Origin of the sequence: Herbiconiux daphne, from assembly GCF_024979295.1 — a bacterium.
GTDB lineage: Bacteria > Actinomycetota > Actinomycetes > Actinomycetales > Microbacteriaceae > Herbiconiux > Herbiconiux daphnes.
On record NZ_JANLCJ010000001.1, the window covers coordinates 374,966 to 396,218 of the forward strand.

At 68.1% G+C, this 21,253-nt stretch carries 22 protein-coding genes and 1 pseudogene; 12 read left to right on the top strand and 11 right to left on the bottom strand.

The features are described 5' to 3' along the window. Positions 1 to 71 precede the first annotated feature (71 nt). Positions 72 to 392 carry an NAD(P)-binding domain-containing protein gene (locus N1032_RS01980; protein ID WP_310795908.1) on the top strand — a complete coding sequence of 107 codons (321 nt, stop codon included), beginning with the start codon at positions 72 to 74 and terminating at the stop codon, positions 390 to 392. A 40-nt stretch (positions 393 to 432) separates the two neighbouring features. Here the strand turns inward: N1032_RS01980 and N1032_RS01985 are convergent, their stop codons facing one another. From N1032_RS01985 to N1032_RS02000, 4 genes are all read right to left on the bottom strand, one after another. After that, the gene (locus N1032_RS01985) at positions 433 to 1,446 is read right to left on the bottom strand and encodes a zinc-dependent alcohol dehydrogenase (RefSeq protein WP_259537142.1); all 1,014 of its coding nucleotides are present in this window, start codon (positions 1,444 to 1,446) and stop codon (positions 433 to 435) included. A gap of 78 nt (positions 1,447 to 1,524) precedes the next feature. Continuing rightward, a complete protein-coding gene (locus N1032_RS01990) occupies positions 1,525 to 2,889 on the bottom strand; it encodes an ABC transporter substrate-binding protein (protein ID WP_259537143.1) in 1,365 nt (454 codons plus the stop codon). Positions 2,890 to 2,949: 60 nt separating this feature from the next. Beyond that, complete coding sequence (locus tag N1032_RS01995; protein ID WP_407932993.1) at positions 2,950 to 3,906, bottom strand: carbohydrate ABC transporter permease; 957 nt, start codon at positions 3,904 to 3,906, stop codon at positions 2,950 to 2,952. Then, on the bottom strand, positions 3,906 to 4,847 hold the full coding sequence (locus N1032_RS02000; RefSeq protein WP_259537145.1) for a carbohydrate ABC transporter permease: 942 nt from the start codon (positions 4,845 to 4,847) through the stop codon (positions 3,906 to 3,908). Before N1032_RS02000 ends, N1032_RS01995 begins: the two co-directional genes overlap by 1 nt. Before the next feature lie 187 nt (positions 4,848 to 5,034). Between N1032_RS02000 and N1032_RS02005 the strand changes: the two genes are divergently transcribed. Genes N1032_RS02005 through N1032_RS02025 form a run of 5 tightly spaced genes read left to right on the top strand, consistent with a single transcriptional unit; the run spans position 5,035 to position 10,249 of the window. After that, on the top strand, positions 5,035 to 5,967 hold the full coding sequence (locus tag N1032_RS02005) for a carbohydrate kinase family protein (RefSeq protein ID WP_259537146.1): 933 nt from the start codon (positions 5,035 to 5,037) through the stop codon (positions 5,965 to 5,967). A 16-nt stretch (positions 5,968 to 5,983) separates the two neighbouring features. After that, positions 5,984 to 6,898 (top strand): aldolase, encoded by a 915-nt coding sequence (locus tag N1032_RS02010; protein ID WP_259537147.1) that lies wholly within the window; start codon positions 5,984 to 5,986, stop codon positions 6,896 to 6,898. Beyond that, positions 6,895 to 7,734, top strand: coding sequence for a DeoR/GlpR family DNA-binding transcription regulator (locus N1032_RS02015; protein WP_259537148.1), 840 nt, complete (start codon positions 6,895 to 6,897; stop codon positions 7,732 to 7,734). The genes N1032_RS02010 and N1032_RS02015 overlap by 4 nt, the downstream gene beginning before the upstream one ends. After that, positions 7,731 to 8,822 (top strand): tartrate dehydrogenase, encoded by a 1,092-nt coding sequence (locus N1032_RS02020; RefSeq protein WP_259537149.1) that lies wholly within the window; start codon positions 7,731 to 7,733, stop codon positions 8,820 to 8,822. The genes N1032_RS02015 and N1032_RS02020 overlap by 4 nt, the downstream gene beginning before the upstream one ends. 11 nt (positions 8,823 to 8,833) lie before the next feature. Further along, a complete protein-coding gene (locus tag N1032_RS02025; RefSeq protein ID WP_259537150.1) occupies positions 8,834 to 10,249 on the top strand; it encodes an aldehyde dehydrogenase family protein in 1,416 nt (471 codons plus the stop codon). Positions 10,250 to 10,288: 39 nt separating this feature from the next. On the opposite strand, the gene N1032_RS02030 is transcribed toward N1032_RS02025, so the two are convergent. Genes N1032_RS02030 through N1032_RS02040 form a run of 3 tightly spaced genes read right to left on the bottom strand, consistent with a single transcriptional unit; the run spans position 10,289 to position 14,462 of the window. Next, on the bottom strand, positions 10,289 to 11,098 hold the full coding sequence (locus tag N1032_RS02030; RefSeq protein ID WP_259537151.1) for an SDR family NAD(P)-dependent oxidoreductase: 810 nt from the start codon (positions 11,096 to 11,098) through the stop codon (positions 10,289 to 10,291). Then, positions 11,095 to 13,503, bottom strand: coding sequence for a glycoside hydrolase family 2 protein (locus N1032_RS02035; protein WP_259537152.1), 2,409 nt, complete (start codon positions 13,501 to 13,503; stop codon positions 11,095 to 11,097). The genes N1032_RS02030 and N1032_RS02035 overlap by 4 nt, the downstream gene beginning before the upstream one ends. Beyond that, positions 13,500 to 14,462: a sugar phosphate isomerase/epimerase family protein gene (locus N1032_RS02040; RefSeq protein ID WP_259537153.1), complete on the bottom strand. Its 963-nt coding sequence runs from the start codon at positions 14,460 to 14,462 to the stop codon at positions 13,500 to 13,502. The genes N1032_RS02035 and N1032_RS02040 overlap by 4 nt, the downstream gene beginning before the upstream one ends. A 129-nt stretch (positions 14,463 to 14,591) precedes the next feature. On the opposite strand from N1032_RS02040, the gene N1032_RS02045 reads away from it, so the two are divergent. The 3 genes from N1032_RS02045 (at position 14,592) to N1032_RS02055 (ending at position 16,645) form a co-directional block, all read left to right on the top strand. Next, positions 14,592 to 15,449 (top strand): SMP-30/gluconolactonase/LRE family protein, encoded by an 858-nt coding sequence (locus tag N1032_RS02045; protein ID WP_259537154.1) that lies wholly within the window; start codon positions 14,592 to 14,594, stop codon positions 15,447 to 15,449. 114 nt (positions 15,450 to 15,563) lie between these two features. Further along, the gene (locus tag N1032_RS02050) at positions 15,564 to 15,998 is read left to right on the top strand and encodes a VOC family protein (RefSeq protein WP_259537155.1); all 435 of its coding nucleotides are present in this window, start codon (positions 15,564 to 15,566) and stop codon (positions 15,996 to 15,998) included. 5 nt (positions 15,999 to 16,003) lie between these two features. Next, the gene (locus tag N1032_RS02055) at positions 16,004 to 16,645 is read left to right on the top strand and encodes a winged helix-turn-helix transcriptional regulator (protein WP_259537156.1); all 642 of its coding nucleotides are present in this window, start codon (positions 16,004 to 16,006) and stop codon (positions 16,643 to 16,645) included. A 42-nt stretch (positions 16,646 to 16,687) separates the two neighbouring features. Here the strand turns inward: N1032_RS02055 and N1032_RS02060 are convergent, their stop codons facing one another. Then, positions 16,688 to 17,536 (bottom strand): SDR family NAD(P)-dependent oxidoreductase, encoded by an 849-nt coding sequence (locus tag N1032_RS02060; protein ID WP_259537951.1) that lies wholly within the window; start codon positions 17,534 to 17,536, stop codon positions 16,688 to 16,690. A 76-nt stretch (positions 17,537 to 17,612) separates the two neighbouring features. On the opposite strand from N1032_RS02060, the gene N1032_RS02065 reads away from it, so the two are divergent. Beyond that, positions 17,613 to 18,137: a MarR family winged helix-turn-helix transcriptional regulator gene (locus N1032_RS02065; RefSeq protein WP_259537157.1), complete on the top strand. Its 525-nt coding sequence runs from the start codon at positions 17,613 to 17,615 to the stop codon at positions 18,135 to 18,137. A gap of 328 nt (positions 18,138 to 18,465) precedes the next feature. Here the strand turns inward: N1032_RS02065 and N1032_RS28370 are convergent. Continuing rightward, positions 18,466 to 19,052: pseudogene (locus N1032_RS28370) on the bottom strand (mismatch-specific DNA-glycosylase). A 150-nt stretch (positions 19,053 to 19,202) separates the two neighbouring features. On the opposite strand from N1032_RS28370, the gene msrB reads away from it, so the two are divergent. Together msrB and msrA are read left to right on the top strand one after the other, a co-directional pair. Further along, a complete protein-coding gene (msrB, locus tag N1032_RS02075; RefSeq protein WP_259537158.1) occupies positions 19,203 to 19,691 on the top strand; it encodes a peptide-methionine (R)-S-oxide reductase MsrB in 489 nt (162 codons plus the stop codon). After that, positions 19,688 to 20,206 (top strand): peptide-methionine (S)-S-oxide reductase MsrA, encoded by a 519-nt coding sequence (gene msrA / locus N1032_RS02080; RefSeq protein ID WP_259537159.1) that lies wholly within the window; start codon positions 19,688 to 19,690, stop codon positions 20,204 to 20,206. Before msrB ends, msrA begins: the two co-directional genes overlap by 4 nt. Before the next feature lie 99 nt (positions 20,207 to 20,305). On the opposite strand, the gene N1032_RS02085 is transcribed toward msrA, so the two are convergent. After that, positions 20,306 to 20,710, bottom strand: a complete 405-nt coding sequence (locus N1032_RS02085; RefSeq protein ID WP_259537160.1) for a VOC family protein — start codon at positions 20,708 to 20,710, stop codon at positions 20,306 to 20,308. An 11-nt stretch (positions 20,711 to 20,721) separates the two neighbouring features. Beyond that, positions 20,722 to 21,162 carry a helix-turn-helix transcriptional regulator gene (locus tag N1032_RS02090; RefSeq protein WP_259537952.1) on the bottom strand — a complete coding sequence of 147 codons (441 nt, stop codon included), beginning with the start codon at positions 21,160 to 21,162 and terminating at the stop codon, positions 20,722 to 20,724. Positions 21,163 to 21,253: the final 91 nt, after the last annotated feature.

The following is a 21,253-nucleotide window of genomic DNA, read 5'->3' on the forward strand; positions in this document are numbered from 1 at the left end:
CACAGCTCGACGGCAAGACGATCGTCGACATCACCAACCCCCTCGATTTCTCCACCTTCGACTCGCTCGTGGTGCCGGCAGACGGTTCCGCCGCGGCCGAGATCCAGGCGAAGCTCCCCGGTAGCCGGGTGCTTGAGGCCTTCAACACGACGTTCGCCGCCACGCTCGTCAGCAGGCAGGTCGGCGGCGTGCCCACCACCGTGCTCGTCGCGGGTGACGACGCCGAAGCCAAGAATGCTCTGATCGAGGCCATCACGGCCGGAGGCGTCTCGGCCCTCGACGCGGGCGCCCTGAGCCGCGCTCGCGAACTCGAGGCGGTCGGCTTCCTGCAGCTCACTCTCGCGATGGCCGAGAAGATCGGCTGGAACGGGGGGTTCGCCGTCATCCGCTAGCTCGTGAGCACGCGAAAGCGATGGCGGCTCGTCGCTCGGCCTAGCGCGCGAGGTCGACCAGCACCTTCGGAGCCCCGGCGGCCTTCATGGGCCGCGCCCCGGTGAGCACGTCAGAAAGCTCGTCCAGTCCGATGACCTGCGAGACCAGGGGGAGCGGATCCACCGCGCCGCTCGCGTAGGCGTCGATGGTCGCCTGGATTCCGAGCGAACCGCCGAGGATGCCGACGACCGTCACGTCCTTCCGCGCCACCACCCGCGAATCGATCAGGCTCGGATCGTCTGAGATCCCCACCAGCACCACCCGACGGCCGGGCTCGACCACGTCGACCGCGAATTGCGGCATCGACGGCGCATTCGTGGCATCGATGACGGCGTCCCACACAAGAGCAGGCAGGGCCTCCTGGGTCCATGCGCCTGCCAGACCGAACGATCGCGCCAGCTCGAGTGCATCGTGATCGCGGCCGAGCACATGCACCTCGGCGCCATCGGCCCGCGCGAACAGCGCGCAGAGCAGCCCGATCGCCCCCGTGCCCAGCACCAGCACGCGCGATCCCTCGCGCACTGAAGCGGCCTGCACACTCCGCCACGCGTTGGCGCCCGGCTCGATCATCGCGCCCATCCGGTCGGTGATGGCGTCGGGTAACTCGAACAGAGCGGTCACCGGCACGAGCAACCGCTCGGCCAGGGCGCCGGGCCGATCGCGTCGCACGCCGATCTCGTAGCGGTCGGCGCAGAGGTAATGGCGCCCGTCGAGGCACCTCTCGCAGTGGCCGCAACCCAGCATGGTGTCGCCTGTCACCCGCTTGCCGATCCACGAGCGATCCACGCCCTCTCCGACGTCGACCACGGTGCCGTCCCACTCGTGCCCGAGCCGCAGCGGGTATGAGCTGCGGGCGTGTGCGAGGCGCGCCTCGTCGCCGTTGAACAACGACACATCGGTGCCGCAGATGCCGACGTGACTGACGGCGACCTCCACCTCGCCCCGGCCGGGCTCAGGGGCGGCGACGTCCTGAACCGTGCCTGTGGCGACAGAGGTGACGAGGAAGGCTTTCATGATCTCCGAATCCTAGATCGACGGATGCGCGGGGGTGCGTTTCGTCACGCAGCCCCGCGCATCCGGTCATTCGAGTGACTACTTGTTGACAGAGAACCCTTGGCTGTTGCCGTAGTCGACGATGTTCCCTTGCCAGGCTTTGAGGCCGTCGGCGAGATCGCCTTTCGACGCGTAGGCCTGGCCCATCGTGTCGCTGTAGACGCTGTCGGCGTACGCCTGGAAGGGCAGGAACTGCCAGCCCGGGAGCACGCCATCGGCAGACGCCGCGAAGACCTGGTTGATCTGCTGTCCGCCGAAGTAGGGGATCTCGGCGTTCAGCCAGTCGTCGGAGGCCAGCGTGGCCGCCTGCGCCGGGAACCCGCCGTTGTCGGTCCAGATCTTCGCCGCCTCGTCGGCCGAGCTCATCCACTGCACGAAGCCGATGGCGGCGAGCTTGTTCTCGCTCGCATCCAGAACTGCCGAGGATGAGCCGCCCTGCTCGCCGCTGGCCGTGTCGCCGGCTTCATACTGTGGGAGGGGCGCCACCCGCCAGGTGCCTGCGGCCTCGGGGATTCGCCGCTGCAGCGTTCCCGCCGCCCAGGCACCGCCGACCCAGGTGGCGTACTTGCCGGCCGAGAGACCCGACGTCCACTCCGGCGTGAAGGTGGGGGTCTGCTCGACGAGATCCTCCTGCACCAGCGGAGTCCACATGTCGGCCCACTTCAGGCTTCCCTCGTCCTGCAGGTCGACCGTGACATCCGTGTCTTCCGCAGCGTAGGGCTTGCCGCCGGCTTGCCAGATCATCGCGTTGGTGAACGCGGCCTCTCCGCCGTCGGCCGCCATGAACTTGCTCGGATCGGCTGCGTGCAGCTTCTCGGCGGTCTCGTAGTACTCCTCCCACGTAGTGGGCACGGTGAGGCCGTACTGGTCGAAGACGTCTTGACGGTAGAACATCGCGAGCGGCCCGGCGTCTTGTGGCAGGCCGTAGATTCCGCCGTTGACGTTCACCTGGTTCCAGGTGGAGCTCGAGAACTTGTCCTCCATCGAGGCCACGCCGTACTCGGCCATGTCGACGAGCGAGTCGCCGAAGGCGAACTGCGGCAGGGCGGTGTACTCGATCTGAGCGATGTCGGGGATTCCGGAACCGGCCTTGATGACGTTCTGCAGCTTGGTGTATTCGGTGGCGTTGCTGCCATTGTTGGTGAGCACCACCTTGACTTTCGGATACTCCTTCATGAAGGCGTCGACCTCGGCCTGGTACTGCGGCCCCCACGCCCAGAACTGCAGAGTGGTGTCTTCCTGCAGCGCGGCGTCGATGTCGGCCTGGGTCGCGACCGCTTTCGGCGTCGGGGTGCCGGCCGCGCCGCCGGGGCCCGCGCATCCGGTGAGGGCGAGCACCGTGGCGACGGAGCCGCCGAGGAGCACACCGGCCAGACGCCGGCGTTTCGTGCTGTGTGCGAACATGGGTTTCCTTTCACTTCTTCGTAATCGGGGTGTTTCGAAAGATGCGATGAGTCGAACGGCTCAGCCCTTGACGCTGCCGGCGGTCAGTCCCGACTGCCAGTAGCGCTGCATCAGCAGGAAGGCGACGACGATCGGCACGATCGTGAGCAGCGATCCGGTGATGACGAGGTTGTAGATCGGCTGCCCGCCGGCCGAGACCGCCTGCGCGCTCCAGTGGTTGAGACCCACGGTGAGCGGGAACCAGGTCGAGTCGCTCAGCATGATCAAGGGCAGGAAGTAGTTGTTCCAGGTGGCCACCACGGTGAACAGCAGCACGGTGACGAAGCCGGGCATCAGCAACCGCAGAGCGATGGTGAAGAAGATGCGGATCTCGCCCGCGCCATCCACCCGCGCCGCCTCCAGAAGCTCGACGGGCACGGATTCCATTGCGTAGGTCCAGATCAGGTAGAGACCGAACGGACTGATCAGCGACGGGATGATCACGGCCCACGGGCCGTTGGTGAGACCCAGCGAGCTGAACATCAGGAAGGTCGGCACCGCCAGCGCGGTGCCCGGGATGGCGACGGCGCCCAGGATGATGGCGAAGATCGCCTTCTTTCCGGGGAAGTTGAACCGGGCCAGCCCGTAGCCCGCGAGGGTGGCGAGGATGGTGGCGCCGCCGGCGCCCACGACCACGTAGAGCAGCGTGTTGAGCAGCCAATGACCGAACGCGCCGTCTTCGTAGGTGAAGGTCTGCACGATGTTGTCCCACAGCACGAAGTCGCCCGAGAACCAGAGACCGAAGCTCGAGAGGAGCTTGGGCTGCGTCTTGGTGGCGTTGATCAGCAGCCACACGAGGGGCACCAGGCTGTAGATCAGGATGAGGCCCATGGCGGCGGTCAGGATGATCGACTTGCGCGGCCGCTTGGCGCGCTGGGCCCGAGGGCGCTCGGCGGTGTCGGTGCCCTGGATGCGGTCGGTGCGCCCGGCGTGCCCTGAGCGCCCGGGGCGGTCGACGGTGGGTGTGCCGATGGCCATCAGCGGTCCTCCTTCCGCACGCCGACCGTCTGCACGACGTAGGCGACGATCATCGTGATGATGCCCATGACGATCGCGATCGCCGCGGCGTAGTTGAACTGTTGCCCGGCGAACGAGAGGTTGTAGGCGTACATGTTGGGGGTGAAGTTGGTGGCGATGGTGTTCGGCGCCAGCGTGCGCAGCACGTTCGGTTCGTTGAACAGCTGGAAGCTCCCGATGACCGAGAAGATGAGGGCCACCACGAACGCGGAGCGGAGCGCCGGCAGCTTGATGGCCCGGATCACCTGGAACGCTCCCGCGCCGTCGATGTCGGCGGCCTCGTAGAGCTCTTTCGGCACCGTGCGGAGCGCCGAGTACATGATGAGCATGTTGTAACCGAGGAAGGCCCAGGTGGCGATGTTCCCCATGGCGGCCAGCACGAGGTTGCTGGATAGCGGATCGGGGATGCTCAACCCGAAGAACGAGTTGAGGTTGCCCACCAGGCCGAAATCGGTGCCGTAGATGAAGCCCCACATCAGGGCGGCGACCACCGACGGCACCGCATAGGGGAGGAACAACGTGATGCGGAACAGGGCCGGCCAGCGCAGCCGAGCGCTGTCGAGCGCGAGGGCGGCGAAGAGCGAGAGTGCCAGCATGATGGGCACCTGCACGAAGAAGAACAGCACCACGCGGCCGAGCGCCGAATAGAACTTGGGATCCTGGAAGGCGGCGACGTAGTTGTCGAAGCCGGCGAAGACGTTGCCGCCCACCAGCCGGTCTTGGAAGAAGCTGAGGTAGATCGCGTAGACGATCGGAGCCGCGAGTGCGAACACGAACACGACGAGGAACGGCGCCAGGAACCCCCAGCCGATGAAGCGGCGGCGATTCTTGCGACGACGCGCGGCCGATGGGTTCGGGACGGGTGACCGACGGACCGCGGCATCCAGCGTCGACGCGGTCATGGCCGCCGCTCGCTGTGCTCGGGATGAGTGCTCATCAACGATCTCTTTCTCCATTGAACTGAGGGGTTGACCACCAATATAACCACTATGTGTTAGAAATCAAACATAACTTGATAGAAGTAGAACATCTGGGTGTAAACTCTCGGTATGCCGACGATGGCGTGTGACTTTTAGAACGGAGGGGCGGATGTCGCAACTGGATGTCATCTGCGTCGGCTCGGCCACCGATGACGTGATCGCCTCGGTGGCGCGTATGCCACGCGCCGACGAGCGCGTCGTCGCCACCTCATTCCTCGGGGCGGGCGGTGGCCCGGCCGCCACGGCCGCCGTCGCGCTCGCCCGGCTCGGCGCATCCGTCGGCTTCTGCGGTGTGGTGGGAGACGACGACGCCGGCCTCCGGGTGCGCGCCTCTCTCGAACGCGAGGGCGTCGACGTGCGCTGGCTCACCATGGTGCCCGGCTCGCGCACGGCGCAGAGCTCCATCATCGTCTCGGGGGAGTCCCGGGCGATCGTGGCCTGGCCGGCGGCCGAACCGGCGGCCGCAGACATCCCGGTTGACGCCTCGCGGTGGCTGCACGTCGACCAGAGCGGGTTCGCGCCGGTGCGCGCGGCTCTCTCGGGGGTGACGGATGTGCGCCCCCGGCTCAGCGTGGATGCCGGCAATCCGCTCCCGCCCGGCGATTTGGCGGATGTCGACCTATTCGTGCCTTCCGTGTCGAGCCTGCTCACGCGCTACCCCGCGAGCGCCGGCCGTGAGGCGGCCATCACCGCAGCCCTGACCGACGGCGCACGCGTCGTCGTCGCGACCGACGGATCAGGTGGCGCCTACCTGCGTGGCGGCGACTCGTCCGCGGCCGACGCGGACGCCTCGATCTGCGTCGAAGGCTTCGACGTGCCCGTCGTGTCGACCCTCGGCGCCGGCGACGTGTTCCACGGCGCCCTGCTGGCCGCCCTGGTCGCGGGCGACGCCCTTCCGCAGGCCGTTCGCTCGGCCAATGCCGTCGCCGCCCTCTCCTGCCGCGCTCTCGACGGCCGGTCTGCCATCCCGCGCCGCGACGAGCTCGCCGATTTCTTGAACGCGCACGGCGGTGTCGCCGTGCCGATGACTGTCACGACCTGAATCGAGTGGAGCACTGATGCCAAGCACGAACACGACGACCGGAGCGCTGCTCGCACCGCTCAAGACGCCGGAGGGCGGCTTCGCGATGGTCGCCCTCGATCAGCGTGAATCGCTGCGGGAGATGTTCCCCCCTGCGGTCGACGGAACCCTGGTGGATGACGCGGTGCTGCGATCCTTCAAAGAGACGGCCTCGCGCATCCTCACCCCTCACGCCACCGGCGTGCTCGTCGACCGCCCACTGGGTGTGACGCTGCCCGAGCGACCGGATTGGATCGACCGCGGCTGCGGTTTGATCCTCGCCGCCGACGTGCTGCACAGCGTGCGCGGTGCGGGGGTGGTGGGTAGTTCGGTCGACCAGGAGGTCACCGCCGACTTCGTACGGGCCACCGGAGCCGCCGCCGTGAAGCTGCTCATCATCTGGCGTCGAGGCGTGCGCGACCACGAGAGAACCGTGCAGCAATTCCTCGAACTGGCCGATGCCGCGGGAGTCGCGAGCTTCGTCGAGGGCATCGTTCGCCCGCCGGAGGGCGGCTCCTGGGTCGACGCAGCCGACCGGCACGCTGCCATCCTGGAGGCCGCCGCCGACCTCTCGCGAGGCGCCAGCGTCTACAAGGCGGAGGTGCCCGGCTATCTGCCGGGCGACCTCTCCCAGGTGCGGGACCAGTCGCGCGCGCTGACGCAGGCGGCGGAGCGGGAGTGGGTCGTGCTCTCCAACGGTGTTCAACAGGCCGACTTCGCCGACGCGGTGGCCGAGAGCTGTGCCGGCGGCGCGAGTGGATTCCTTGCGGGGCGGGCGATCTGGGCGGATACGGTAGTGGAACGCGACCCCGCTGAGGCGATGGCCGATCGGTCGGTCGCCCGCCTCAAGCGCCTCTCCGGCATCGTTCGGAAGTCGCGACTCGAAGGTGTCAAGGAAGAGATCGGCGAATGACTGAAACTGATGGGCGCTTCGCATACGCCTCCGCGTCGGAGCGGCGCGACATCCTCGCTCAGTACGTGATCGAACAGGGTTACAGCACCATCCTCGAGCTCTCGCAGCGCTTCGGCGTCTCCGAGATGACGATCCGCCGCGACGTGGCGCGCCTCGTCGGCGAGGGGCGGCTGCGCGGGTTCCACGGCGGCGTCGGATCGCTCTCGCCGGTCGAGGTGTCGGGTGTTGACTACGGCGACCGCGACCAGAAGATGGGCGAGGCGAAACGCGCCATCGCGGAACACGCCGTCGGCCTGGTCGGAGCCGGTGCCGTGATCGCCGTCGACGCCGGAACGACGGCGGCCCAGTTCGCGGCCCTGCTTCCTCAGGACCGGCGATTGCAGGTGATCACGCACTCGCTACCAGCCATCAACATCCTGAGCAACAACCAGGGCGTCGAGATCACCGGTCTCGGCGGGGTGCTGCACCAGGAGTCGCTCTCGTTCTCGGGCCCGGCCACTCTTGCCGCCCTGGCGAACCTGCACATCGACACGCTTTTCCTCGCGGCCAGCGGTCTCAACGAGCGGGGTGCGTACTGCGGGAACAGCTTCGACGCCATCACCAAGCGCGCCCTGATCGACGTCTCCGACACCGTGGTGCTGCTGGCCGACTCGTCGAAGTTCGAGACGTCGGCGATGGTGCGCACCTGTGAGTGGGACGCCATCGACCGGCTGATCGTCGACTCCGGGCTGAGGCCTGAAGACGAGCGGATGCTGGCCCAGTTCGACATCGCCATCGAGAAGGTCGGCGCGACCGCTGCCTCGGGATCGCCGGAGCTGGCGGGGTCGAAGCCGTGAGCGGAACGACGGGTCCGGCACGCATCGCCGTGATCGCCGGTGACGGCATCGGCCTCGAGGTCGTGCCCGCCGCCATCCGCTGCATCGACGCCGTGCGCGAGGTGCACGGCGTGGAGCTGGAGTGGCGAGAGCTCGACTGGGGCTCCGACTACTACCGCGCGAACGGTCGCATGATGCCGGCCGACGGGCTCGACCTCCTGGCGCGGCATGACGCCATCTTCCTCGGCGCCGTCGGTGACCCGTCGATCCCCGACACCGAGACCCTGTGGGGTCTCCTCATCCCCATTCGCCGCCGGTTCGAGCAATACGTGAACCTGCGGCCCGCTCGATCGCTGCCGGGCATCCCCTCGGTGCTCCGACGCGACGACCCGATCGACCTGATGATCGTGCGCGAGAACAGTGAGGGGGAGTATTCCGAGATCGGTGGCCGGTACGGGCGCGGCCTGCCCTCCGAGGCCGCGATGCAAGAGACCGTCTTCACCCGCACCGGCATCGCCCGGGTCGCCCGCTTCGCCGCCGACCTCGCGTCGACCCGCAGCGGCCGGGTCACATCGGCCACCAAGAGCAACGGCATCATCCACACCATGCCGTTCTGGGACGAAGTGGTCGAGCAGACGCTCGAGGGGTACCCCGCGGTGCAGCTCCGCAGCATTCTCGTCGATGCGCTCGCAGCTGCTCTCGTGCTGCGTCCGTGGACGTTCGACGTGCTCGTGGCCTCCAACCTGCTGGGCGACATCCTCTCCGACCTGGCCAGCGCCGTGACGGGCTCGATCGGAGTCGCCCCGAGCGCCAACCTCAACCCTGAGCGCAAGCATCCGTCGATGTTCGAACCTGTGCACGGTTCGGCACCCGACATCGCGGGCAAGGGCATCGCCAACCCGATCGGTCAGATCTGGAGCGGAGCGATGATGCTCGAGCACCTCGGCCACCCGCGCGCGGCGGCGCACCTGGTGACCGCCTTCGAGGCGAGCCTCGCGTCGGGCGTCATGACCGGCGACCTCGGGGGAACGGCCACCACCGAGGAGTTCGTGGTCTCGGTGCTGACGAACATCGATGCGCTCGCGGCCGAGCACACGACAGTGGAATAGGAATCGGACGGATGCGGGAACAAGGACTCTACATCGGCGGCGGCTGGGTGGCCGCGCCGGAGAACCGGCCGGTGGCCGACAAGTGGACCGGTGACATCATCGGCACGGTGGCAGTGGCGGATGCCGCAGCCTCACGAGCTGCGGTCGACGCCGCGGCACGGGCGCTCGCCGCCGGCCTTCCGGTTCCTGAGCGATCGCGGGCGCTCGCGCGGGTCGGCGAGCTGATGGGCGAGCACGCCGAAGAGTTCGCCCAACTCATCACGGCCGAGACCGGCAAGCCGATCACGGCGTCGCGGGCCGAGGTGGGGCGTGCGATCACCACGGTGCAGCTGTCGGCCGAGGAGGCCAAGCGTCTCCCGGGAGAGACAGTGCCGCTGGACGCCGTGGCCGGCGGGGCCGACACGCTCGCCTTCACCATTCCGATCGCGCGGGGTGTGGTGGCGGCGATAACGCCCTTCAACTTTCCGCTCAACCTCCTGATGCACAAAGTGGGACCGGCCCTGGCCGCCGGTTGCCCCGTGCTGGTGAAGCCGTCTGACCACGCCCCTCTCACCGCCGGACTCCTGGTCTCGCTGTTCCACGAGGCGGGCCTTGCGGCCGGATGGATCAACCTCGTCACCGGGCCTCCCGACGTTGTCGTGGGCGCATGGCAAGACGACGACCGGGTCGCGGTGATCACCTTCACCGGCTCGTCGAAGGTCGGCTGGGCTTTGAAGGCGGCATCGCCCCGCAAACTGCACGTGCTCGAACTGGGTTCGAACACGGCCATGGTCGTGGCCGACGACGCGGACGTCGCCAGAGCCGCCCGGGCGGCGACGGATGCCGCGCTCGGCAACTCCGGGCAGGCGTGCGTCTCCCTGCAGCGGGTGTATGCGACGCGCGGAGTGTCCGAGCGATTCGTCGCGGCCCTCGCCGCGCTCGTGGCGGACACCCAGGCGGGCGATCCGCGTCTGGAGGGCACCGTCGTCGGGCCTCTGATCTCGGCTGAGGCACGAGACCGGCTGGTGTCGTGGATCGATTCGGCCGTGGCATCCGGAGCCCGCGTCGCCGCGGGCGGGTCGGTCGTCGACGGAGTGCTGGCGCCGACCGTGCTGGTCGACGTTCCCCGGCAGAGCCCCTTGGTCTGCGAGGAAGCCTTCGGTCCGGTGGTGAGCGTCGTCGTGGTCGACGACGTGGCGGAGGCGATCGCCGAGGTGAACTCGGCCGACTTCGGGCTCAATACGTCGATCTACACGGCTGACCTCGCGGTCGCGATGCGATACGCCCGCACCGCCGAGGCCGGCAGCGTGCTGGTGAACATGCCACCGTCGTTCCGGGCCGATCACATGCCCTACGGCGGGGTGAAGGGCTCGGGCCAGGGGCTCGAGGGCGTGAAGTACGCCGTAGCCGACCTGCTTCAGGAGAAGCTGGTCGTGCTGCACGCCTGAGGCGCGTGACGAGGCGACCGAGCAGCCGTCGACCGGTCGTCAGATGATGGCGTCGTCGCCCGAATCGAACATGTCGTAGGCGACGCGCGGCACTTGCGTGACCAGCTTGCCTCCGCTCACGTCGATCAGTGTGCCGGTGATGTACGACGCCTGGTCTGAGGCGAGGAAGCACACCAGGTTGCCGATGTCATCCGTCGAGCCCCATCGCCGCAGGGTCAGTGTGTCGAGAAGCACGTCCTGCTCGGCTTGCGGCCGCTCCGTGAAGTGGTTCAGCGCGGTCGGGATCATGCCCGGTGCGTAGGCGTTCGCGGTGATGTCCCACGGCCCGAGCTCCCCGGCGAGCGCGCGGGTGAAGTGCGCGACGGCCGCCTTCGATGAGGCGTAGGCCGCGTGCGCCACGCTGGGCACCACGGCGGCGAACGACGACGCATTGATGATTCGCCCGGATTTCTGCGCCTTCATCACCGGGATGACGGCTTTGCAGACGAGGAAGGTGCCCGTGAGGTTGACGTCGTGCGCCCGTCGCCAGGCCTCCTCGGGCAGAGTGTCGATCGGGCCGGTCGCCGTGACGCCGGCGTTGTTGATCAGGATGTCGATGCGCCCGTAGAGCCCCACGGCCTCGGCCACGACCTCCTGGATGCGAGCGAGATCGGTGACGTTCGCGACGAACTGGCTGCCGGTGGCTCCTCGCTCCGACAACTCGGCGCCGAGCGCTTCGAGGTCGTGCGCGTTGACGTCGAGCGCAAGGGTCGTCACCTTCTCGTCGGCCAGGCGCAGCACCAGGTCTCGACCGATCCCCCGCCCGGCTCCGGTGACGAGCGCGACGCGGCCCTCGAGATCGATGATCATGCTGTGGTCCTTTCCTCATCCGGGATGCTCCCGGCTCCGTGGCTGGTGATCATGACGGTGCGGCTCCCGAGCTCTCTCGTCGTCGCGGTGAGCGCGATGACCCCGGGCACTCCAGGATGGGTGCGCACCCAGACCGCTCCCACAGCGCCGGTGTCTTCGAGATCGAACGGCGACTCGCCGACAAGTGTGCCCGGACCGTCGAGGGTGAACTCGATGCGCTCGCGCGACGAACCCCGCGCCTCGCCGAAGCGATCGACCACCGCGATCTCCACGCGCGTCGCGTCCGCTCCATCGGCGACGAGATGCGGATGGTCGACGGTGAGTGCGAAGGAGTCCCCCGAGCGATCGCCAGAGAACCTCCGTTGAAGCACGCGCTCGCCATCGAGGAAGCCGTCGATGCGCAGATCGGTCCCATCGCCCGCGAGGATCGTGAGGTCGACGAAGCTCGGGGCGTAGTCGAGGTGAGGGAACCGGGCACGATCGGGAGCGACCGACCCTGCCAGACGATCGCCGAGGTAGACGTCGAGGCGGTCGAGGTTCGAGCAGATCATGGCACGTTCGCCCGGACCCCAGAGGCGGCCTTCCGCACGATCTCCGAAGGCGTTGGCCTGCCCGAACTCCGGAGGGTCCCAGGTGAACGCGGGTTCGGCCACCGGGCGCACGTGCGGCGACACCTGTGACCGGTAGATGGCCCCTCCCGGCTTCAGAATGCGGAAGACGTCTCCAAGACCCGAGGTCTTCACTCCGCGGTAATGATTGCCCATGTTCGCCTCGTAGTCGAAGCCGACCCACGCGATCAAACCGCTGAACCGCCGGTCGCCGCGCGCGTCGTCGTGGCCGTAGGCGTAATCGAGTGCCTGATGTTGCTGAACACGTGCGCCGTCAGCCCGACGGTAGAGCGTGGTGGGGCTGCTTCGGGTCGAGATCGCCTCGCTCACGAGGTAGGGCCGCTCGTCGGCGGGCGGCAGCAGCACCGGTCGCCGCTCGCCGTCGTCGTCGACGCGGGTCGTGTAGTCGTCGTAGCTGAACACGTCGTGCTGGAAGACGCCCGCGCGGGCGTAGTCGCCGTGGGTCGTGCCACTCGTCTGCCGGGTCGGATCGAGGCGCTTCACGAGTGCTTCGGTGCGCGCATAGAACTCCGGTCGGTCGGGTGTCTCATTGAGGCGAGCAGCCCACACCACGACCGAGGGGCGGTGGCGGTCGCGGGCGATCATCTTCTCGATGTCGTCGGCCGCGCGATCCTGCCAGAGCGAATCGCCCACGTGCTGCCAGCCGGGAGACTCCTCCCAGACGAGCAGGCCCAGCTCGTCGCAGGCGTCGAGGAACGACTCCGTCTGCGGGTAGTGCGAGCAGCGCACGATCTGGCAGTTCAGGTCGTTCTTGATGATCTCCGCATCGTGGCGGTGCACCCGGTCGGGCATCGAGAATCCCGCGAACGGGAAATAGCCGTGCCGGTTCACGCCCATCAGGTAGCGACGCACGCCGTTCAGGAAGAAGCCGTCGGGTTCGAAGCGGGCCTCGCGGTAACCGGTGCGCACCGTGTGGCGGTCGAGCCGCTCGGATGCAGCATCCCCTCCAGCGCTCAATGTCACCTCGATCGTGTAGAGAACCGGGTCATCGAGGTCCCAGAGCTGCACCCCGCCCAGGTCGGTCAGTTCGAGGGTGTGCGTGTCGCGCCCGGCTGAGACCGCCCAGGGCTCGGAGACCGACTTCGCGACCTCGGCGCCCTCTCGGTCGAACAGCCGTGCGGTGAGCAGCGCATCCGCCGCCGGGGCGGACGCGTCGATCGTGACGACGATCTCCGTGCGGCGGGCGGCCGGGTCGAGAACGTCGTGATGGCTGAGAGCCACGTGCTCGATGAACGAAGGAGGCGTGATCCGCATCCGAGCCGAGCGATGGATGCCGCCTGGCTGGGCGTAGTCGATCGACGAGCTGAGCGCCGGCGCCGTGATGTTCGGTGGCACGTTCAGGTTGAATCGGGAGTCGAGCACAACGGTGAGCACGTTGTCGCCGTCGGGGCTGAAACCGTCGGTGATCTCGAACGCGAACGGCAGGTACCCGCCCTGGTGGGTGCCGAGCACGACCCCGTTCAGAGCGACCACCGCTGTGGTCATGGCGCCATCGAACTCGACGAAAACGCGTTCTCCGGCCGTTGTGTCCGGCGTCGCGAACCGACGGCGATAAGCCCACACCTTTTCCCAGGTCGCCGGGTTCCAGAGCTTCCAGGAGAGCGGCGTGACGGTGTGCGGAAGGGTGACGGGCTGCCAGCCGGAATCGTCCAGATCCGGATCGGCATACTCCGCGATCCGAGCGGGATCGAGCGCGTCCTCCGCTCCCGGCAGCGGAATCTCGCCGCCGAACAGCCAGTCCGTGTCGAGCGGGATCGTGGTGGTCTCGTGAGTCATCTCGCAGTCCTTTCCTGCACGGCCGCAGCCATCGCGAGGTCGTGTGATCGCACCCTGACCGCGTGCGATCCGCCGAAGTAGTCGTCGCGGGCCCTGCCGAGGAACTCCGCCGATTCGCGCATCTCGTCGAGGCCGTTCACACCGTCTTCGATACTGATCCAGCCGTCGTATCCCGCGTCGGTCAGAATTCGGAAGATGCGGTCGTAGTCGTTCAGGCCGCGGCCGATCACACCGTGCAGAAGCGCCGGCGAATAGCCGATCGTGCCGTCGGCCTGGCGCAACGACTCGAGCGTGGTGCCTGGTTGCAGATACCGGTCGGATGCCTGCATGGTCACCACGCGGTCGACCACCAGCTCCAGGAAGTCCGCCGAATCCTCACCGGCCACCAGGGCATTGGAAGGGTCGAACTGAACACCGAAACTCACTCGCTCGGGGATGCGTTCGAGCAACGCGAGGAAGACCTCCTTGCGCTGGGCGAATTCGGGGTATTCCCACGTGCTGGCCTTGTAGTGGTTCTCAAGTGCCAGGGTCACTCCGTGCTGTCGCGCGACGGGGATCAGCTCGAGGATGGCTTCGCTCGCCCAGTCGAGCCCCTGGTCGATCGACGTCTCCGGATGAGCCTGGCCGCTCAGCACGCGGCAGGTCGCGCGCTCGCCGCCCAGTCGCGCCGAGATGCCGATCATCTCGGCCAGGTCGTCGATCTCGCGCCTCCGTCGGCCGGCATCCGGATGCACGAAATCAGGTGACGCGCAGAGCATCGGCATCTCGAACCCGGCATCGGCGAGGGCATCCCCGACGCGGTCGACCCCGGCCGGAGATGTGTCCCAGAAGAATCCGGTGTGCAGCTCGAGTCCGTCGACGGGCAGGGTTCGAGCCAGGTCGATCCAGTCGAAGACCGACATCGTGCGGTCGACGACCATGGGAGTGAGATAGGCCTTCGGAAAGGCGGAGATCCTCATCGGGGTGAGCGCTCCTTCGCGCGGGATGATCTGTGGGGGACGCGGCCATCGACGTTTGAGATCGAACCATCGATGTTATAAATAGAACATACATTGAGAGTTAACCAACATACAAGGGAGTCACCACGAATGGTCAGGGCCGAACAGATCACCGATCCGGCCGCCCACCACGCCGAGGGAGCTGTGTGGTCAGAGGCCTGGGGTGGTCTCAAATGGGTCGACATGCTGAGGGGAGACGTGCTGTCCCTGGCGTCTGACGGATCGGTGGGGCGGATGCACACCGGGTCGCCGGTCGCCGCGATGGTGCGGCCGCGAATCGGTGGGGGATCCGTCGTGGTGACCGAGCGCGAGTTCACGCTCTGGGATGCGCTCGGGGAGCGCGAGTGGGTCGGCGAGCCCGTCTGGCCGACGGGCGACGGCGTCCGCTTCAATGAGGGCGGGTGCGACCCGGAGGGGAGGTTGCTCTGCGGGTCGATGTCGTACACGCGCGCTCCGGGCGCCGGCGCCGTCTGGCGACTGGGATCGGACCTGACGGTCGACCGCGTCTTCGGCGACGTGACGATCTCGAACGGGCTCGGCTTCACCGGCGATGGCTCGCGGCTGTACTACGTCGATTCCCCGACCCGCCGGATCGACGTCTTCGACTATGTCGACGGCGTGCCGACAGGCCGTCGACCGCTCGTCGTGTTGGCGGACGGCGTGGGCAACCCGGACGGGCTCTGGGTGGATGCGGAAGACGGGGTCTGGGTCGCCCTGTACGGGGGTGGCGCCGTGCATCACTACGACGCGACCGGCGCACTGGCCGAGATCGTAGAACTGCCCGTCACGAAAGTGACCTCCTGCACGTTCGGCGGCCCCGATCTCAGCACCCTCTACATCACCACTAGTCGCGAGAACCTCGACGAGGGTGAGCAGCCGCTCGCCGGCTCGGTCTTCGCGGCGTCTGTCGGGGTGAGAGGAACTCCGGTTCGAGCTTTCGCGGGGTGAAGATCTCGTAGGTCGGCGGCCGGCCGATCGAATGACTCCTCGACCTTGACGCAGCGCTTGTATTTTGCAAGTGCTGACACCGTCCACATAAGGACTCAGGAGAGGGAGATAACCATGACCGCGATGTTCGTCAACCTGCCGGTGACCGACCTGGAGCGCGCCAAGGCGTTCTACACGGCGCTCGGCTTCAGCATCAACCCGAAGTTCAGCGACCACAACGCCGCCTGCGTGGTGGTCGAAGAAGATCACAACTTCTTCATGATCCTCGTGCGCGACTACTTCCAGACCTTCACCGACCTGCCGATCGGCGACCCCGCGGTCAACCCGTCGGTGTCGACCGCGATCTTCGTCGACAGCCGCGACGAGGTCGACCAGACCGTCGAGGCAGGTCTCGCGGCCGGTGGGACCGAGGCGCGGCCGGCATCCGACTACGGCTTCATGTATCAGCGCCAGATCAGCGACCCCGACGGCAACCTGCTCGAGTTCGGGTGGATGGACCCGGTGGCCGCCGAACAGGGCCCCGAGGCCGTCGCGACGCAGCAGGCCTGAGGCTCGTGGCCGCCCGCGACTACGGGCAGTACGGCGGCGCCGCGCGAGCCCTGGAACTCGTGGGCGAGCGCTGGGCGCTGCTCATCGTGCGCGACCTGCTCGTGGGGCCGCGCCGCTACGGCGAGCTCGCCGCGGGGCTTCCCCGCATTCCGAGCAACATCCTTGCGGCGCGGCTGAAGGAGCTGCAGGCGGCCGGCGTCATCCGCCGGGCGCCGCGCTCGCGCGTGATCATCTACGAGCTCACCTCCTACGGCCGCGAGCTCGAGCCGATCGTGCTCGCGCTCGGTGCATGGGGCTTCAAGGCGCTCGGCGACCCGCGCGAGGAGCAGATCATCACACCCGACTCGATGACGATGGATCTGCGCACGGCCTTCCAGCCTGAGGTGGCGGCCGACCTGCCGGCCACCGCCTACGCCGCACGACTCGGTGCGGCCGAGTTGCTGATCCGGGTCGACGGCCCCTCGCTCGACGTGAAGCGCGGCGACGGGCCGGCCGACCTCGCCTTCCGCGCGGGCGCCGACATCCGGCGGCTGATCTCGGGCGAGATCGCCCCCGACCGCGCGATCGCCACGGGTGTGGTGGAGGTGCTGCACGGGCGGGGTCTGCTGCTCGACCGGTTCGCGACCACGTTCCACCTCGCCGCGTGACGGTGGCCCGTGTGACGGCGGGCGCCGCGTGATGGCGGGTGCTCAGAGCGTGCTGGTCAGCACCCCGCCGTCGGCACGCACCGCCGCGCCGTTGGTCGCCGACGACACCGGGCTCGCCAGATAGACCGCCAGGTTCGCGATCTCGGTGGGCTCGATGAACCGCTCGAGCAGCGTGGTGCTGTTGCCGCCGATGATGGCGGCCTTGAGGTCGGCGGCGGGTAGTCCCTGCGTCTCCGCGAGTCCGTCCACCGCTCCGGCGACACCGTCGGAATAGGTCGGCCCGCCGAGGATCGAGTTCACCGTCACCGCCGTGCCGCGGGTCAGCTTCGCCAGCCCGTTCCCCACGGCGAGCATCGCCGCCTTGGTCGCGCCGTAGTGCACCATGTCGGCGGGCACATTCACCCCCGACTCGCTGCCGATGAAGAGCACGCGACCCCATCCCCGCGTCAGCATGCCGGGCAGCAGCGCTCGCGAGAGTCGCACGCCGCTCATGACGTTGACGTCGAAGTACCGCTGCCAGTCGTCGTCACGGATGTCGCCGAACGGCGTCACCCCGAACAGGCCGACGTTGTTCACGAGAATGTCGACCTCGCCGAGGGTGGCGACGAGTCGCTCGACCTGCGCCGGATCCGCGAAGTCGGCGGCGATCCCCCCGATCTCGGCGACCTCCGCGGCACCCGTAGCATCCGTGACCCCGGCAGTCCTCGCGGCCTCGGCGGCCTCCGCGGCCTCGGCCCGCAGCGCGCGCACGGCCTGCTCGACCCGGCTCGCGTCCCGTCCATTGATCACCACGCTCACGCCCTCGCCGGCCAACGCCCGGGCGATGGCGTAGCCGATGCCCTGGGTCGAACCGCTCACGAACGCTCTCTTGCCGGCCAGGTGCAGATCCATCACTCGCTCACTTCCTTTGCGTCGACTCTTGACGCATTTACTTGCTCAGTCAAGTTAAAGCTACTACTCTGAAGCCATGCCGCACGACCGCGATCCGACGCTCACCGACGACGAACTCGACACCTGGTCGGCGTTCGCGACCGTGCTCGAGTGGCTGCCGCCGGCGCTCGACGCGCCGCTGGCCGCCGGGTTCGAGCTCACGCATTTCGAGTACGGCCTGCTCTACGCGCTGGCTGACGCGCCCGAGCGAACACTGCGACTCAGCGTGCTCGCCGACTACGCGAACAGCTCGCTCACCCGGCTGTCACGGGCCGTGTCGAGGCTCGAGGCGCGCGGGTGGGTGCGTCGCGAGCCCGACCCGAGCGACGGGCGATCGACGCTCGCCGTGCTCACCCTCGAGGGTCTGACGAGGTTCGACGACGCCACGCCGGCGCACCTCGCGACGTTGCAACAGGTGATCTTCGACCCGCTGACCAAGGCTCAGCAGCGCCAGCTGACGCAGATCAGCCGGCGGATAGCGACCGCGATTCGGCAGCAGCCGGGCTGGCAGCCGACGGCGAACGCCCCGGCGCCTGGGCGAGCGGGGGAGTCATCGGCGTGACATCAGAACCCGGCACGACGCCGGCCCTCGGCGCGACCGACGACATCGGCCTGATCGACCTCGCCACGCGACCCTCGGGCCGCAGCCGCGACGACCACAACCAGTAGGCCACCGAGCCCAGCCCGATGGCCGCGCTGAGCGCCACCACCACCGGCTGTGCCGTGAGGGCGGCCGAGATCACCGCCGCACCGCTCGCCGACACGACGAAGCCGGTCACGCACGAGACCACGGGTGGTTCGTTCGGTTCGAGTTCCATTGGACCCCTCCAACAGACAATCCCATCGCCCCAAAAAGTACTCCGCGTGAACTCCCGCTGCCAGGCGCGTATCTAAGTCGTTACCGAATCTTTCCCCACGTCGATTCCGGCAGCCACGGCCACCTCTCGGTAGGCAGTGGCCAACGAGGCGACCGACTCGTGCGCGTTGAGTCCGCTCGGGTTCGGCACCACCCACAGCTCGGCGTTCTCGAAGTCCATGGGCTGCCGGCCGACGGTCGCCTTCGGCTGCCCGAAGGCGATGCGGAACGTCGTGATGCCGAGCATCGCCACCACCCGCGGCCGCAGATCGCGCACGCGGGGGCGCAGGGCGTCGGCGCCCTCGATGAGCTGCTGGTCGTGAGTTCGTCGGCTCGCGCGGTGGCGCCCGCGACCAAGGTCGTGATGCCGACACCGCGATCGAGCAGCTGCTCGCGGTCGGTCGGCTGAAGTCCCGACGACGCGTCGATGACGTGATCGACGATGCCGGCCTGGAACAGCGCCGGATAGAACCGGTTTCCCGGCCGGCTGAAGGGCGCCTGAACCGCGGCGGTGTGCAGGCCCGGATTGATGCCGACGAGCAGCAAGCGGGGGTGGGGTCCCACAACATCGGGGATGGACCGGCCCCGGAAAGCGTCGAGTTCGGCACGCGTGTAACCCATGCCTGCAGGCTACGCCCAGCGGCATCCGGAGCTTGCTGAGAGCTGGCTGTGACCGGTGGATGAGTGCGCGGCATCCGGAACATCCACGGCAGAACGGGTGTTCTCTTTAGTGACCGCCGCAGCCAGCGGTGTGAACTAAGGAGATCTCACGTGACCACCGAGTACCGCAAGACCCCCGAGGCGCTCGCCCGCCTCACCCGCCAGCAGTATCGCGTCACCCAGGACGACGTTACGGAGCCGGCGTTCCGCAACCAGTACTGGGACAACCACCAGCCGGGCATCTACGTCGACGTGGTGTCGGGAGAACCGCTGTTCGCCTCGGTCGACAAGTTCGACAGCGGATCGGGTTGGCCGAGCTTCACGGTGCCGATCGACTCCGCCAACGTGGTCGAGAAGAAGGACCGCACCTGGGGCATGGTGCGCACCGAGGTGCGTTCCGCCCACGGTGACAGCCACCTCGGGCACGTGTTCGACGACGGCCCCGCCGAGGCCGGTGGCTTGCGCTACTGCATCAACTCGGCCGCCCTGCGCTTCGTGCCTCTCGAGAACCTCGAGGCCGAGGGCTACGGCGACTACACCACCCTGTTCGACACGACGACGGATGCCGCGGCCTCCGCCAGCAAGGAGAGTGCACGATGACCACGACCGAGAAGGCGATCCTCGCCGGCGGCTGTTTCTGGGGCATGGAGGAGCTGATCCGCCGTCGCCCGGGAGTCGTCGACACCCGCGTCGGCTACACCGGCGGCGACACCCCGAACGCCACCTACCGCAACCACGGAACCCACGCCGAGGCGATCGAGATCTCCTACGACCCGGCGAAGACGAGCTACCGCGAGCTGCTGGAGTTCTTCTTCCAGATTCACGACCCGTCGACCAAGAACCGTCAGGGCAACGACGTCGGAACCAGCTACCGTTCGGGCATCTACTACCTGAACGACGAGCAGAAGGCGACCGCCGTCGACACCATCGCCGACGTCGACGCGTCGGGCCTGTGGCCGGGCAAGGTCGTCACCGAGGTCGCCCCCGCCGGCGACTTCTGGGAGGCCGAGCCCGAGCACCAGGACTACCTGCAGGTCTACCCGAACGGCTACACCTGCCACTACGTGCGCCCGGGCTGGAAGCTCCCGCGCCGTGAGGAGGCGGTCGCGAACTAGCGGCCGGTCGGTAACAGGCGCGAAGGGGTGGGGGCTGCGGCTCCCACCCCTTCGTCGTGTCGGTGCGGTGCCGGCGCGCTGCCGGCGCGCTGCTCGGCCTCAGGCTTGGCTGATGCGCACCAGGTTGCCGGCCGGGTCGCGGAAGGCGGCGTCTCGGGCGCCCCAGAACTGGTCGGTCGGCTCCTGCAGAATCTCGGCGTTGCCGGCGGCGCGCACCTTCTCGAAGGTGCTGTCGAGGTCGTCGGTGCGGAAGAGCACCCCCGGCAGCTCGCCCTTCGCGAGCAGGGTGGCGCGGGCGTCGCCGTCTTCGGGTGACACCCCGGCGTGGGGCTGCGAGAGCACGATCTCGATCTCGGGCTGGCTGGCGGTCGACAGCGTGATCCAGCGGAACCCGCCGTTCTCCACCTCGTTGCGCACCTCGAGTCCGAGGGTGTCGCGGTAGAAGGCGAGGGCCTCATCGGGGTCGTCGACGAGGATGTGCACGTGGCTGAGTGAAATGGTCATGTCACAAGACGCTAGTGCGCGGGCGTGACGACGGCTTCTTCGTTTCTGCTCGATGTGGCGCGGTCTCTCCGGGGCCGGTCGAGCACCATGGCCGAGCAACTCGGCACGACCCGGGTGGCGTCATGGTCTCGCGCCCGGTAGGCGCTCGGCGTCTCGCCGACGATCTCGGTGAACCGCGAGCTGAACGACCCGAGGCTGGTGCAGCCCACGGCGAAGCACGCGTCGCTCACGCTGATGTCGCCGCGGCGCAGCAGGGCCATCGCGCGCTCGATGCGGCGGGTCATCAGGTGGGCATAGGGCGTCTCGCCGTAGGCCTCGCGGAAGCGGCGACTGAAATGGGCGGTCGACATCAGGGCGGTGCGCGCCAGCGCGGGCACGTCGAGGGGGCGTGCGTATTCGCGATCCATGAGGTCGCGCGCTCGGCGGAGTTCCTCGAGATCGACGGTGCCCATGCCACCAGTATGCGCCGCCGCGGCATCCGGTGTCACTCGACGGCCGGTCGTGACGAGCAGGGCCTGCGTTACGCGGGTCACGCTACCGGCA